General features: G+C 42.1%; 14 protein-coding genes. 7 read left to right on the forward strand and 7 right to left on the reverse strand.

What is annotated here, in order from left to right; genetic code table 11:
- The first annotated feature begins 14 nt into the window (after window positions 1–14).
- The gene (locus BFP97_RS15565; RefSeq protein ID WP_069843306.1) at window positions 15–1,190 is read left to right on the forward strand and encodes a DUF4105 domain-containing protein; all 1,176 of its coding nucleotides are present in this window, start codon (window positions 15–17) and stop codon (window positions 1,188–1,190) included.
- On the opposite strand, the gene BFP97_RS15570 is transcribed toward BFP97_RS15565, so the two are convergent.
- From BFP97_RS15570 to BFP97_RS15580, 3 genes are read right to left on the reverse strand one after another with little or no spacing between them, the layout of a single operon-like run.
- Complete coding sequence (locus BFP97_RS15570; protein ID WP_069843307.1) at window positions 1,187–1,687, reverse strand: regulatory protein RecX; 501 nt, start codon at window positions 1,685–1,687, stop codon at window positions 1,187–1,189. The genes BFP97_RS15565 and BFP97_RS15570 overlap by 4 nt on opposite strands.
- Window positions 1,688–1,713: 26 nt before the next feature.
- Window positions 1,714–2,394, reverse strand: coding sequence for a response regulator transcription factor (locus BFP97_RS15575; RefSeq protein WP_069843308.1), 681 nt, complete (start codon window positions 2,392–2,394; stop codon window positions 1,714–1,716).
- A 1-nt stretch (window position 2,395) separates the two neighbouring features.
- Window positions 2,396–3,883 (reverse strand): sensor histidine kinase, encoded by a 1,488-nt coding sequence (locus BFP97_RS15580; RefSeq protein WP_139135328.1) that lies wholly within the window; start codon window positions 3,881–3,883, stop codon window positions 2,396–2,398.
- Window positions 3,884–4,009: 126 nt separating this feature from the next.
- Here BFP97_RS15580 and BFP97_RS15585 point away from each other — a divergent pair, with 126 nt between their 5' ends.
- The gene (locus tag BFP97_RS15585; protein ID WP_069843310.1) at window positions 4,010–4,876 is read left to right on the forward strand and encodes a GLPGLI family protein; all 867 of its coding nucleotides are present in this window, start codon (window positions 4,010–4,012) and stop codon (window positions 4,874–4,876) included.
- Window positions 4,877–4,902: 26 nt separating this feature from the next.
- A complete protein-coding gene (locus tag BFP97_RS15590; RefSeq protein WP_069843311.1) occupies window positions 4,903–7,587 on the forward strand; it encodes a carboxypeptidase-like regulatory domain-containing protein in 2,685 nt (894 codons plus the stop codon).
- A gap of 52 nt (window positions 7,588–7,639) precedes the next feature.
- On the opposite strand, the gene BFP97_RS15595 is transcribed toward BFP97_RS15590, so the two are convergent.
- Window positions 7,640–8,740, reverse strand: coding sequence for a DegT/DnrJ/EryC1/StrS family aminotransferase (locus BFP97_RS15595; protein ID WP_069843312.1), 1,101 nt, complete (start codon window positions 8,738–8,740; stop codon window positions 7,640–7,642).
- Window positions 8,741–8,845: 105 nt separating this feature from the next.
- On the opposite strand from BFP97_RS15595, the gene BFP97_RS15600 reads away from it, so the two are divergent.
- Complete coding sequence (locus BFP97_RS15600) at window positions 8,846–9,415, forward strand: DUF4287 domain-containing protein (protein ID WP_069843313.1); 570 nt, start codon at window positions 8,846–8,848, stop codon at window positions 9,413–9,415.
- A gap of 15 nt (window positions 9,416–9,430) precedes the next feature.
- Complete coding sequence (locus tag BFP97_RS15605) at window positions 9,431–9,823, forward strand: DUF1801 domain-containing protein (protein ID WP_069843314.1); 393 nt, start codon at window positions 9,431–9,433, stop codon at window positions 9,821–9,823.
- A 52-nt stretch (window positions 9,824–9,875) separates the two neighbouring features.
- Here BFP97_RS15605 and BFP97_RS15610 read toward each other — a convergent pair whose 3' ends face one another.
- Complete coding sequence (locus BFP97_RS15610; RefSeq protein ID WP_069843315.1) at window positions 9,876–10,775, reverse strand: MBL fold metallo-hydrolase; 900 nt, start codon at window positions 10,773–10,775, stop codon at window positions 9,876–9,878.
- Window positions 10,776–10,899: 124 nt separating this feature from the next.
- On the opposite strand from BFP97_RS15610, the gene BFP97_RS15615 reads away from it, so the two are divergent.
- On the forward strand, window positions 10,900–12,528 hold the full coding sequence (locus BFP97_RS15615; protein WP_069843316.1) for a M14 family metallopeptidase: 1,629 nt from the start codon (window positions 10,900–10,902) through the stop codon (window positions 12,526–12,528).
- Window positions 12,529–12,533: 5 nt separating this feature from the next.
- Window positions 12,534–14,024, forward strand: a complete 1,491-nt coding sequence (locus BFP97_RS15620; RefSeq protein ID WP_069843317.1) for a M28 family peptidase — start codon at window positions 12,534–12,536, stop codon at window positions 14,022–14,024.
- A gap of 66 nt (window positions 14,025–14,090) precedes the next feature.
- On the opposite strand, the gene BFP97_RS15625 is transcribed toward BFP97_RS15620, so the two are convergent.
- Window positions 14,091–14,327 carry a hypothetical protein gene (locus BFP97_RS15625; RefSeq protein ID WP_069843318.1) on the reverse strand — a complete coding sequence of 79 codons (237 nt, stop codon included), beginning with the start codon at window positions 14,325–14,327 and terminating at the stop codon, window positions 14,091–14,093.
- Window positions 14,324–15,097: a type III pantothenate kinase gene (locus tag BFP97_RS15630; RefSeq protein WP_069843319.1), complete on the reverse strand. Its 774-nt coding sequence runs from the start codon at window positions 15,095–15,097 to the stop codon at window positions 14,324–14,326. Before BFP97_RS15630 ends, BFP97_RS15625 begins: the two co-directional genes overlap by 4 nt.
- Between the last annotated feature and the right edge of the window lie 71 nt (window positions 15,098–15,168).

Here is a 15,168-nt window from a genome sequence, read left to right on the forward strand (position 1 = left end):
CATAGCTTTAAACTGTGAAGCATTTCATTATTTTTCTACTTCTAATTTTTTCATTTCAGCTTTCAGCCCAGTTTGGCAGACTTTCAGATCAGGCGGAAGTAAGCATTATAACTGTAGGCCCAGGAGCTAATCTATACGACTGTTTCGGCCATAGTGCTTTCCGTATTAAGGACCCAGCCAAAGGCTTAGACAGAGCCTATAACTATGGGCAGTTTGATTTTACGGAGGGAGGATTCGTTGCTAAGTTTAGTATGGGTATTGCCCAATACCGACTTGGAGCTTATCCATTTCAGAACTTTTACAATAACTACGTTCAGGAAAACAGATGGCTGACGGAGCAAGTCTTAAACCTGAATTTGGAAGAAAAGCAGGCCATATACAATGCGCTGGAAACCAATCACCTGCCTGAAAACCGAAAGTATGTGTACGACCCGTTCTTCGATAACTGCGCAACCAGAATGCGTGATATTGTTAAGGAGGTTATGGGTGATGCGATTCTATACAATAGCGATCACCTAACCAAAACGTCTACTATCCGATCATTAGTGGATGAAAACTCTTATAACCACCCCTGGGTAGATTTGGGAATTGATGTTGCGTTGGGAGCTATTATTGATAAAACGGCTACACCTGAGCAGTATATGTACCTGCCGGACTATGTCTTAGCGGCCTATGCAAATGCTTCCATTATTAGAGATGGACGTGCAGTACCAGCGGTGAAGCAAACGAATAAACTCTTTGAATCTGACTACTATGAAATCAGGCAAGAAAAGCTGTCTCCGACACTTTTGTTCGTGGTGATTGCGGTTGTACTGACAATTTTCACAGTTCGTGATTATATGAAGGGGCAACGATCCAGATTCTTGGATTTTGGTATTATGCTAGTCACTGGCTTATTGGGGGCTTTTCTAATCTTTTTATGGTTCTTCACCTATCACAAAACCACAGTCAATAACCTGAATATCCTTTGGGCTTTCGCTCCCAATGTGGTTGTAGCTTTTTACCTAATCAAGAGAGAAACCCCAAAGTGGGTACGTGTTTACATTAGGTTTCTGTTTATTCTGCTGATTGCTATGGCTTTTGTCTGGTTGTTAAAGCTTCAGGTATTTAACATGGCCATGTTACCAATCATGCTTCTGCTTGCGGTGAGATATGGGTTCTTATGGCAAAAGGGACTAAAGACGGCTTAGTCTTCCTTGCTTAGCACATGTTTGATCGCTTCTTGAATCAGGTCCATTTCAAAACCCTTTGCCATTACATGCTGGGTGAGTTTTCCTTTGAGTATATACATGGAATCTGATTTGATCAAAGGCTTTTTCTTCTCCAGGTGCTTTATCAACGTTTCAAAGTAGTCGTCTGGATCGATTTCCAGCATACCTTTTTTAATGCAGTATTCTGAAATACGATGCTGCTTCAAACCTTGAATGATCTTTCGCCTACCCCAGCCTTTAATCCTGAATTTTCCTCCGGCATAGGCCTTGGCAAATCGTTCTTCGTTGATATAGCCATCCGTAATTAATTCTGAGATGGTTTCCTCAACCTCATCATGGTGAAGACCATAACTGTACAGTTTGTCCCGAACTTCTTGCTGAGAGCGTTCTTGATATGCACAATAGTCGGCTGCTTTAAGGAGTGCCGTTTTACGATCGATCGGTTTTTTGCGTTTTCGAGATTCGAAATCGTGCATGAACAAATGTAAGAAGGCTTATTGGATTAGCAGACCAGTTTGTAGCCATAACCGCGCACATTCATAATCTGAATTTCCGGATCAAGCGTGAGCTTCTTTCTGAGTTTGGTGATAAAAACGTCCATGCTTCGCGCATTAAAGAAGTCGTCATTGCCCCAAAGGGTATTCAGAATCAGCGTCCTTTCGGTAAGCTCATTTTTATGCCTGTAGAGTTCATGGAGTAGCTGAGCTTCCCTATGGGTAAGCATAATTTCACTGTCATCGAAACTCAAAATTTGCTTTGAGAAATTAAAGGTATACTGGCCTATTTGAACATCTTCTGAAGCGGATTTCCCTTCTTTTCTGTCCAGCAGTGCTTTGATCCTCACGATCAACTCTTCCATGCTGAAAGGCTTCTTGAGGTAGTCGTTCGCACCATAGCCAAAGCCTTCCACAACGTCTTCGGTTCTCGATTTAGCGGTAAGAAAAATAATCGGAATCCTGTCGTCTACCTTTCGAATTTCCTTCACCAAAGTGAAGCCATCTTTTTTAGGCATCATGACATCAAGTACTAGAAGCTCGGGCTTGCTGGATTGATAAAGCTTTTTGGCCTCTTCACCGTCCATGGCATAGCTGACTTCAAAACCCCTTGTTTCCAAGCTTTCTTTGACAATAGTACCCAGAGCCAGCTCATCTTCGGCCAACAAGATTTTGGTGTTTTCCGACATATTATATCTGAATTGTAAAGTCCGTAACGTTTTGATCTACTGAGAGGGAAATTTCACCTTCATGCTTCTCGACAATTTTCTTGGTGTAGTAGAGACCAATGCCAAAGCCCTTCACATCGTGCACATTTCCAGTAGGAATTCTATAGAACTGATCAAAAATCCGTTGTTGTTGGGTCTTGTCAATTTTGCCACCATTGTCCACTACTTGCCAGCTAACATTGTCTCCTTCGGTAGATAGCTTGAGCGTAATTTCATCACCCCCATATTTAATCGCATTATCGATTAGGTTAGAGATGGCATTCTCCAAGTGAAAGGGGTCAATTTCTTTTCGGTATTCTGAGATTGCTGTTTGGAAGTAAAGGGTTTTATCTCCTTTGATCAATTGAAATTTGTCGAAGATTTGTTGGCTAAACCTAACGAGTTCAACCGATTCCAAACTGAGTTCTAACTCATCTGAATCTAACGAGGCCGTTTCTAAGAGTTTTTCAACCATGCCATTCAACTTTTGCAGTTGATTGCTGGAGATATCAAGGTATTTGGCCGTTTTAGCCGGATCGTTTGCCTTATTAAAACTCGAAATGGCTTCAATAGCGGTAGAAACAGTAGCGATTGGTGTCTTAAACTCGTGTGTGATATTGCTAATCAGATCATTCTTAATTTCAGCTAGTTGCTTTTGCTCACTTATCACTTTGTATAGGTATAAAAGACATCCGATAACCGCCCCAGTAATGAGTAAGGAGATAAACAAATCCAAGGCACCTCGTTTCAAAATATTCAAGGAGGCATTTTCATAATTCATGACCAGTTTTTGATCCCTCGGAAGATAATTAGATTGGGAAACAGTGCTTAGGTTGTAATGATCATGATTAGACTCAGAAATAAGCGAGTCATCAACATAATGCCAGAGCACAAAGCCAGCCTCAATATTTTTTCGGTCTAACTCGGTAATCATTATTTCAGTAAGCCTCTCATGATCCAGGCTGGTCCTTGAAAGCGAAAACATTACTTTTTTAAAGAAGCCTTTGATATCATTCAGAGAGTCAAAATTGGTGATCTGGCTGCCCTCAATACTGATGCCGGTGAGGCTATTGTCATTGGAAAGGAGACTATCAAGATCTGGAAAAGTGTTTCTGATACTCACAGTGGTGGTTGCATTCGCCCTTCTGCCATTAAAGGACAGGAGTCTTTTACTACTACTATCTTCGAGGCCGGAGACAAGGTGTGCTGTATCCCCTCCGATACGATTTACCATAGACCATGATCTGCCGCCTAGTCGATTAATCAGGGTGTCTTCTGAGGAAAAGATGATAAGGTCATTTCGTGCAAGATCAGTGAAGTAAGATTCAACGCTGATGTCCAATGCAGCTTGCATATCGCTCATGAAACGCTGCTTATTCAACTGGTAGTTTTGAATATTGCGATACACTTGAATGCCCACAGTAATCAGAGCAGTGAGGGCAATCAGATAGCTTATACGTTTGAATTTCAATGCATTCACAATTCAAATATACGGACAATGATAAGTTCAGTATCGTGGCTTAACACTCGTTAACACTGGTTAACCCAGCGTTTGCAGTGTTCCATTTTTATTTGTACCCATCAAACTTTTCGAAACATGACAGCACTCAAAAAAAGAATTTCAATAATAGTTGGTCTCTTAATGGTCACCATGGGGACTATTCATGCTCAAAACTTTCAGGGTATCGCTACATATCAGTCTTCAAGAAATATGAATAATATGCAGATTAAGGCTGAAGGAGTTACTGAAGCGATGCAAAAGCAATTAATGGAGCAGATGAAAAAGCAGTTCCAAAGAGAATATGAATTACAGTTCAACTTGATGGAATCCAGTTGGAAAGAAGAGGAGAGTCTCGATGGAGGACCGGCAACGGCTTCTTCTGGAGGAATGAGGATATCTTTTTCAACTGCTGGTGGAGGGATCACATATAAGAACACATCTGAAAACTTATACCTTCAGGAGACTACCGTCTTCAGTAAACCATTCTTAGTGAAAGATACATTAGAACCATATGAATGGCAGATGACGGATGAGACCAAGACTATTGGTAATTACACTGCCTACAAAGCTGTATATAAAGACATCAGGGAAAGCAGGTCTATCTCTTTCACTTCTGATAGCGATGATAAAGACAAGGAGTCTAGCGAGTCTACCGTCAATATGGATACGATCAGCGTTACTGCTTGGTACACACCTGAAATCCCTGTTTCTCAAGGACCAGCAGATTACTGGGGTTTGCCTGGACTGATCTTAGAGTTAGGCGATGGTAGTACTACTTACCTGTGTACTAAGGTTGTTCTGAATCCGGAAGAAGAAATTAAGATTAAAAGACCGAGCAAAGGTAAAAAAGTCACTAGAGAGGAACTACGTGTGGAAATGGATGCCAAGATGGAAGAGATGTCTAAGAAGTTCAAGCAAGGCGGAAAAGGCGGGGCCACCATTAGAATAGGCGGAGATCAATAATCATTAAGGTCAAAAACAACAAGATTATGAACAGATTCATACTGCTTCTAGTGGCATTGCTATGCCTAAACTTTGCCGCCAATGCACAGAAAATAGCCTTTAGCGGAGAGGTTAGGGATTCTTTGGGGACTCCTCTTCAGTTTGCTAATGTTTTGGCGATCGATACGGTTAAAAAGACAATGTCAGCCTTTGGCGTTACTGATCAACAAGGACGATTTAGGATTTCATTGGATCGCGGGGTGACTTACAGATTAAAAGTAAGTTTCATCGGATATTTGCCCTTTGAGCAGGTTTTCACTCCTGAAGAAAGCAACGATGTTCCCTACGGAATTATATTGAAGTCTGATGTTACACAGCTTGGTGATGTAGAGGTGGTTTCGGAGATGCCTGTGCTCATACAGGGTGATACCATTACTTATAAAGTAGATGCCTTTACGCAGGGCAATGAAAGAAAGCTTGAAGATGTGCTTGAAGATCTCCCTGGTGTTGAAGTGGATGAAGATGGAGGAGTTAAAGTTCAAGGGAAAGATGTCAGTAAATTGTTAGTAGATGGTAAGGAGTTCTTTGATGGAGACACCAAATTAGGCACAAAGAATCTTCCGGCCAATGTGGTAGACAAGGTACAGGTGCTACAGAATTATAATAACGTAGGACCACTGAGTGGAGTGAACAACAGTGAGCAAATTGCCTTGAATATTCAGCTCAAAGAAGACAAGAAGAACATAGTCTTTGGAGATATTTCGGCAGGAGCAGGCCCAGAGGAGCGCTACAAAGCGAAGGCCAATACTTTTTACTATAACCCGAAAACCAACCTCAACTTAATTGCAGGTTTGAATAATGTAGGTGAGCTTACTTTCACTATGCGCGATTACTTCAGGTTTACAGGTGGGCTTGGAAGTTTCGCTCGAGGAGCGGGCTCATCTTTTCAGGTAAGCTCTAATAATCTGGGTATCCCAATGGCTGAACGAAATAATGCACGTGACCTGAAAAATATAGTCGGGGCATTTAATTATAACCTGAATCCCACGAATAAATGGAGCTTCTCAGGTTTTGCCATTGGCTCAAAAGTAGACAATACCTTAGGGTCTGTGCAGCAACGAACCTACATCCTTCAGCCAAATGCTAACCAAGAGACGCTTAGTTCAATACAAAATGTGAATAGTACTTCGGGCTTATTTAAGTTTGCCGGCAAATTCACGCCTAACCCAAGCCTACAGATTGATTACAGTGCTTTTGGAAGACTTTCGGATATTACAAATTCAGATGATCAAACCTCTGTTTTTGGAGCAATTACGAATGATATCTCTGGTTTAAGAAACCAGGAACCAAGATCGATTGAGCAACAATTGCGTGGTTTTTATGCCCCGAATGAAAGAGATGTTTTCTCCTTTGAGGGGTCTTATCAGTATCAAAACCAAGACCCTTCCTACAACCTGGTAACCACAGGTCAGCCATTTGCCAGCATCATACCAATGACTGGAAGTAGCCCGTTCGACTTGACACAATTAAGAGATGTGACGACAAAAAAGCAGGAGGCAGTATTCAACTATTATCGCATTCTGAACAAAACAAATCACATCAATTTCAAGGTTGGTAACACCTATTCAAGCCAAACTTTGACTTCTAACATGTTTGAAAGGCTTAGCGATTTGTCAACAAATGAGTTTAGCGATCCGACATTGGTCAACTTGGTGGACTACACCTACCAGAATTATTACTTGGGCGTACTTTACAAAACTAAGTTGGGTAAACTGGTACTTACACCTTCCCTAAACCTGCACTATTATGATATTGCCAATGAGCAAAATGGTGCTGAAGCAGGTTTCGATAAAACCTTGCTACTACCTTCAGTCAATGCGAAGTATACCTTTAGAACGTCTCACTCATTGACCTTGGATTATAGGGTTACGGCAGAGTTCACAGATGTAGCAAATATTGCGGAGGGGCTACTCGTCAGCGGGTATAACTCATTGTTTGGAGGCAATGCCAATTTACAGAACAGTCTATACCACAGTGTACAGTTAAATTACTTCAACTTCAACATGTATAACTTCTTCAACGTATATGGTGGTCTGACTTACTCAAGACGATTTGATGACATTACAAATATTGTCAGCTTCAATAATCTTGAGCGTGTTAACACGCCAATTAACATCAATACCGCTAACGAAGTGCTTTCAGGTTATGCCAGTACTGACAAGCGTTTTGATGCATGGCGCTTGAATTTCAGAGCCAATTGGTCTAGGAGCACCAGCAATAACATCATTAGTGATACACCTAATGAGAATACAAACTTTCAACAGTCATACAAGGCCACTATATCTACCACACTGTTTAAATCTTTATTTCTGGACGTAGGATATGATGTGTCATTTAATACGTATGAGGGTAGAAACGTTTCGAGTCAATTCGAAAACCACAAGCCCTTTGCTAGCTTGAGTAAGAAGTTCTTGAAGGGATTTGAGCTTGAAGTGGAATACGAGTACAATAGTTACATCAGCTCAGGAAATAACTCAAGCACTTTTGACTTGCTAGACGCTAACTTGACCTATCGTCAGGAGGGCAGCCCATGGGAGTTCAAAGTGGAAGGTATGAACCTGATGAATACGACAGGAATCAGACGAGATTCATTTACAGAAAGTTTGATCAGTACATTTGAGTATTTTATTCAGAAGCGATATTGGGTGTTTAGTATCATGTATGACCTATAGATTTAACTTGAACTGAAAATATTCAACCGGCCTTCAATGTAAATTGGGCCGGTTATTTTTTGAAGAATTCCCTCACAGACTGAATTACATATTGCTTTTCAGTATTTGTCATACCGGGAAATAGTGGTAGGGAGATCGTCTGACCTTGGACACGATAGGCTTCAGGAAGATCTTCCGCCTGGTAAGCTAAGGAAGAGTAGGCCTTGGTAAAAGGTATAGCTTTTGGGTAATGAATTTGAGTTTGGACTCCACGATCCCGCAAAAAAGCCTTTAGATCGTCTCGTCTGTCAGTTTGAACCTGATATACATGGAATGTGTGAATGTTATCAGACTCCATCTTAGGAAGGGAAATGGGTAAATCTGCAAAGGCCTCATTATAATGAGTGGCAATTTCTCGTCTCTCTTCGTTCCATTTTTCCAGGTATGGGAGCTTGAGATTGAGAACGGCAGCCTGCAGCGTATCCATTCTACTATTACTACCCGGCATTTCATGAGAGTGCTTATCTGCGGCACCATGGTTGGCTAATTTTCTAACTTTTGCGGCAAGGTCAGCATCTTGGGTCAACATGCACCCAGCATCACCTAGTGCACCAAGGTTTTTCGTGGGGTAAAAGCTAAATACTGCGGCATGGCCCCATGTACCAGCCTTTTTGCTTTGGTGCTGTGCAAAGGTGGCTTGGGCACAGTCTTCAATGACAAATAGATCATGCTTCTTAGCGAACGCCATTATGGTTTCCATTTCGGCCATTTGACCATATAGATGGACAGGGATGATCGCCCTCGTTTTTGGAGTTAGCTTTCCCTCCAAAAGATTGACATCAATAAGTCCGCTTGCGTTGACATCAACAAATATTGGAGTAGCGCCAAGGTTTGAGACCACCTCAGCATCGGTAATCCATGTCATTGCCGGAACGATTACCTCATCACCTGAGCCAATACCTATTGCCTGTAGAGTCAGTTGGAGGGCATCGGTACAGTTGCCTGTGCTTACACAATGTGCATACTCATGTTCCTTTCCAAAGGCCTTTTCGAAACTGCTTACATCCTCGCCATGCAAGAAATATGAGCCTTCAAGTACTCTTGTGAAGGTGCTCTCCAGCTCGCTTTGTATAAGCTTATGAGTTCTCTTCAGGTCTAAAAAAGGTACTTGCATCGCGTCAAGTTAAATGAAATAAAAACGATTTTAAAGGATATGCTATATGCCCCTTCTGAATTTATATCTGAATTACTAACTTAATCCCAATCAAATTTTTTAGCTATGGCCACTCCAGAAGAAATGCTCCAAACCATGATCAGTAATATGCCTGAAAAGACAGGGAAGTCTTTAGATGAGTGGAGGGCATTATTAGGTTCCACTGATCTGGCCAAGCATGGAGACATAATGAAACTTCTGAAGGGAGAGCATGGAGTGACGCACGGTTTTGCAAATACCATTTCTCAACTCTACTTAAAGCCAGAGTTGCTGGCACCAAAAACAAATTCAGGAAACGAAGATGATGAACTGCTAAAGGGGAAAGAAGCGATTGCAGATATCTTCAAGAGTGTAAAAGCCCAGTTCGAAGCCATTAATGGCGAAGTTGAATTTTCTTATAAGAAAACCTATATCAGTCTCAGAACACCTAAAAAGCAATTTGCTTTACTCCAGCCAAGTACAAAAACACGTGTTGATGTCGGTCTAAACCTTAAAGGAGTTGCTCCTGAAGGAAACATCGAAGCAGCAGGCAGCTGGAATGCGATGGTAAGTCACAGAGTAAAGCTGACTGACCCGAGTCAGGTGGATGATAATCTGGCCGCATGGTTGCAAAAAGCTTATGACGCCAATTGCTGATTAAGCCAATTCCAGATGAATAAATTTCAACCTATCGATTTTCAAGATCTGGATGATCTGTTTGCCTTTTTACCTGAACAAGAATTGAAGCTTGTTGAGGTTTTGAGAAACCTTGTCTTTGAATGTATTCCAGAGGTAAAAGAGAAGCTTTCGTACAATGTACCTTTCTTTAGAGGGAGAAAAACGATCTGTTTTATTTGGCCGGGATCGGTGCCATGGGGAGGTACCTTTAAGGGCGTCCAATTTGGTTTTACCAAAGGGCATTTAATGCTGAACGAAGATGGTTACCTGGAAGCTGGAACGAGAAAGTACGTACGAACCAAAACCTTTCGTTCCCTTCAGGAAATTGATTTCGAAAAACTCAGAAGCTTACTTTATGAAGCTGCTATTATCGATGCGAAAACATAAAAAACCCCATGCTTGATCGGCACAGGGGAAATTTTTTTTAGAACTCGATTTATTACTCCTCGAAGAGTTCCATCCAGGCGGCATTCACAGGTCTGCTTTGTCGACCTTTCCATTCAGGTGCGCCAGGAATTTCTGTGGCACTCGCTAACTCTTCCTTAGTCTTGCCAGCAGCCTGCCCTTTCTTCACAAATTCGATTACCTTACCGAGGTAGTTTTGAAAAGCTTTTAAGTCTTCACGAGTTCCGGTTATACCGAATCCATTGCCAGAGTGACCAAAAACAAATTGTGTGTCTTTGTCGAATGCCTTGTAGCCTTTTTCCATCACCACTTGCCAGTTAGTGATATTCGCACCGGCTGATTTGTCAACAAAGGGAGCTCTGCGATTAAAGAGTAAATCACCACAATGCACAATATTCGCATTCTCAAAATGAACAAATGAATCACCATCTGTATGCGCAGCTCCAAAGTAGTGCAAGGCGACTCTTTCACCGCCTACTTTTTGCCTAATCTTACCCTTTTTATAAGTGGTGTCAGGAAAAAGCTGCTTATCAGCATTATTGGCTCTTTCTGCATTTGCCTTTTGGTTCTTAAGAGAGTTTTCATGCGCCATCACAGTTTTCACAATCCCTTTGAAAGCAATATTACCCGAACTGTGATCCCCATGGTGATGTGTATTGATCAAAAGGTCAACCTGTCGGTCTGATTTTTTCTTGATTTCGTCAACCAGGTTTTGAGCTTGGGCGGGAAATTGAGAATCAACGACCACAATGCCTTCGTCAGAAATCATCCAACCTATGGTACCACCCCGCTCTGTGAAAATACCCACGTTATTTCTCAAGGCTTCCATCTTATACCCATTTTGAAAAAGCGTTTCCCAAAGGGATGCATTTGGGAGAATAGATAGGGCGCTTAGGGCTGTACTTTGCTTAATGAATGATCTGCGATTCGTCATGACATTTTTATTTATTGAAATTTAGTAGCCTTAGGGCTGAAGTACTAACCACTGATGTAAATGAAAGTTCGACAGCTCAGGTTTATTAGGGCTTTTTGTAATTTGGTGGACAAAGTTTCACATAATGAAAAGACCAGCGCTTCTAATTCTCAGTTGTTTCCTAACCTTTCAATCCCTAGCCCAGCAGGTAGACCGAAGCTTGTTGATAAAACCAGAAAGGACCAACTACCGAGAGACCTCTACCTATCAAGAAGTAATTGACTTTACCACCCTTGTCACCAAGGATAGTAAATATGTCACTAAGGTCAGCATGGGGACTAGTTTGGAGGGAAAAGACATTCCCGTTTTTGTGTTGGCAAACCCCAAAATTGAAACCCCGGAGCAAGCGAAGGCAAGCGGTAAGCCGATCATCTATATCCAAGGAAATATCCACTCAGGCGAGGTTGAAGGGAAGGAAGTGGTTCAAATTCTGATGCGAGATATCCTGACGGGAGAAAAGAGTTACTTACTCGATAATCAGATCATACTTTTCGTGCCGATCTATAATACTGACAGCAATGATAAAATGGAGGCAGGACGAAGGCCTTCTCAAGAGGGAAGTCCAATAGAGACAGGCATCCGTGCAAACAGTCAGGGTTGGGACTTGAATAGAGACGGAATGAAAATGGAGACTATTGAGTCCAGAGGGCTATTCCAAAATATCATCGTGCCTTGGGATCCAACACTTTTTGTTGACTTACATACGACCAATGGCACCTGGCATGGATATTCTTTGACTTGGGCGCCAAGCTATCACACAGCGGGAGAAAAAGCCCCTTACGATTTTACCTGGGACAGAATCTTACCTGAAGTCACCGAAAAAGCACTGGACAAATATGATGTGCATTTGGGACCTTATGGTTACTACTATACAAGAAGAGAAGGCTGGCCAATCAAGTCGATTTATACCTATAATCACCATCCACGCTATTTGGTTAACCAATTCGGTTTGAGAAATCGCATGGCCATTCTCAGCGAAGCTTTCGCACATGAAAGGCTCTATCAGCGAATCAATTCTACCTACGCTTTTGTCAGCGAGATTCTTGAGTTTACAAACAAAAACGGTGATGAGATGCTGCGCATCAATGCCAAAGCTGAGCAAGACGCTATCAATTTGGTTAAAGAGCAGGGAGGCAAAGTACAAAAAGGTGTTCGTTTTAAAATGGTGGCATTGGATGAGCCGATTCCTGCTTATAGAACCTATAATCACATGGAAACGACCAATGAGCGGGGGCAAAAGACCTATTTGAGAAAACCCGAGATCATTGAGTTAAAAGATGTGGTGAATCACAGTGGTTTCGAAGCAACAAAAACGACCACTTTACCCAAGGGCTATCTTATACCGAAAGAGTTCGCTACTATTGCCGAGCACCTGAAAATGCATGGAGTTCAAGTGACTGAACTCACAAAAAACAAGAGAGCAAAAGGAGAGGTCTTTACCGCCACCAAGCTTCAAAGATCTAACCGAGCTTTCGAAAAACACAAGATGGCTACAATCGAAGGGTCTTATGCAGCTGCAAACAAGAAGTTCGGTAAAGGAGACTTCTGGGTGGATATGGCCCAACCACTAGCCAATTTGATTTTCTATTTATTGGAGCCTGAGTCAGATGATGGTTTGGTCACCTGGAATTTCTTTGACGAGCACTTCGATAGCAACGGCATTGCCGAAAAACCTGTCGAATATCCAATTTTTAAGTATTTCGAGATTAAGTAAACGATATGAAGAAGCAATTGAACCTATTATCTGTCCTTGTTACCACCGCCATCATAGGCTGTGCTGAAAAGACTGATTTGGAAAAGACACTTGATACAGTAAGTCAGCAGACTATTAAAGATCATATCTACTACATCGCTTCTGACGAAATGCGAGGTAGAAATACTGGATCTCCAGAGATTTTAAAGGCGGCTGATTATTTGGCTGATCAGCTTGAGAGCTATGGAGCACAGCCAGTTCCGGGAGCTGAAGGCTACTTTCAACCCGTTCCTTTTAGGCAAAAAACACCAGCCACCTCGGGCAGTTTTAGCTACGCAGGCCGAGATTTCGACTTAAACGAAGATTTCTTGGTAGTCGATGGTAAAAGCGGTGACTATGAAGGTGAAGTAGTGTATTTGGAATATGCCCTTGAGGGAGATTATGAAGGCAAGGATGTTGCTGGTAAAATAGTCTTTGCTAAAGCTGGAGATGGAACTACCGCTGACCGAAGAGCCATTCTTCGTCTAAGTCGTCAGAAATATGAATTTGCCAGAGACAATGGTGCCGCAGGCCTTGTTGAGTTTTACAACTCACCTGCCACGCCATGGGCGCAATTGGGCTTCACTTTTAATAGAGTAAACTTAACTCTTGATAGTTTTGATAACGATAAAGAGATTATCCCTCACCTGTGGTTAAAAGATCTTGATAATTCGAATCAACGCTTTATGCGAACAAGGAGTATCAAAAGAGCCTCCTTGAAAATCGAAGGAATGACCAATGAAATCACCAGGGACAAGAACATTTTGGCCATGGTGGAGGGTACGGATCCTGAATTGAAAAAAGAATTTATCATGTTCTCCGCTCATTATGATCACGTAGGTGTTGGGCGAGCAGATGCCGAGGGAGATTCAATCTACAATGGCACCAGAGACAATGCCATAGGCACTGTTACAGTGCTTTCGGCCGCTGAGAATATTGCCAAATACCCGATGAAGCGATCGGCCTTGTTTGTCTTGTTTACTGGAGAGGAAAAAGGGCTTTTAGGAAGTCGTTATTTAGCCAATAATCCAATTTTGCCCAATGAGGAGATTGTTTTCTGTTGGAATAGTGACAATGGGGGCTATAATGACAAGACCATTTCAACCATTGTTGGCCTTGAACGAACTACTGCGTCACAGTATATCAAAGATGCTAACGTGGCCTTCGGCCTGGAAGCCATTGACGATCCTGCAGGTGAGCAGGGGTTATTTGATAGGTCTGATAACGTGAGCTTCGCTCGAAAAGGGATTCCTGCCCCTACGTATAGTTTGGGTTTCCGCGCTTTTGACAGTGAGATTACAAAATACTATCACCAACCGGGTGACAATCCAAATACTGTCGACTATGACTACTTGGAGAAATTCTTCAAGAGTTATGTTTATGCATCTCGTATGATTGGTAATGCTGCCGAAAGACCATTCTGGGTTGAAGGTGACAAGTATTACGAGACTGGCAAAAAGCTCTACGGAATGAATTGATTGAATACGTTCGAGACCCTGAACCCCTCTGCTGACAAGCAGGTTCATTTCAGGGTCTCGAGCTCCTTATTTCTTTAGTCTTGTCTCTTTATCCTTATCTCTTTGCGCCATTTTCTTTGGAAGGACTACAAAGCGATAGTAGCCCCAGAGTAAGCCTGCTGGCACAGCAAAGATTAGTTCGGTAATGTGGTTCTCAGGTTCTACGATTTGGTCATCGCTGAATTGCGGAAAGATGATGTACATTAAAACCCAAACTAATCCCCCAAAAACGAGTCCTTTAACGACCCAACCGTAGTTTCTCATACCTTTTCTATTACTGCCTCATGTATAAAACGTAGCCCTTCAAGTGTAAGGTGCCGATTCACCTGATCAAAACGATCATGCAAGGGGTGCAAGATAGAGGAAAGCCCTCCCGTAGCGATGACTTTTGCCTCTTTGTTCAGTTCTTTTTGGATACGATCCAGCATACCCTCGACCATACTCACATAGCCCCAAAGCACTCCATTTTGGATAGCGGTAGTTGTATTGGTTCCAATCACAGAATCTGGTAATTCTAAAGGTACTTCTGGTAATTGTGCCGTATTGCCGACTAAGGCTACGATGGCAGTTTTTAAGCCGGGAGCAATGTTCACTCCTTTGATATTACCGTCACCTGCCACTACGGTAAAGGTCAATGCTGTACCGAAATCTACGATGATTATGTCTTCTTGATAAAGTACATGGCCCGCCATGGCATTGGCAATAAGGTCCGTACCAATTTCGTAAGGGTTTTGCGTATTGATCGGTAGCTTATCATAAACTTTTGGCCCCACAAATACAGGCTCCTTGTCGATTAGGGGTTTTGTGAATTCTGAAAGAATGTCATTCAATTGAGGAACGACCGAAGAGATAACCACTCGATTGACATCTTCTAACGTCAGATTAGCCTCTAGGAAGTTTAACCTCAGGAAGAGTTCGTACTCAATTTGATTCTTAATTGGTACGGTTTCAAATCGCCATTCCTGAATCCAGTCAGTACCATCATGGATCCCAAAAACAATGTTGGTATTACCGGCATCTATCGCGAGTAGCATAGTTGAAGATATTAATTATTCTAATACGCACCGTCATGCTGAACTTGTTTCAGCATCTTACAAATGCATAT

Origin of the sequence: Roseivirga sp. 4D4, assembly GCF_001747095.1 — a bacterium.
Taxonomy (GTDB): Bacteria; Bacteroidota; Bacteroidia; order Cytophagales; family Cyclobacteriaceae; genus Roseivirga.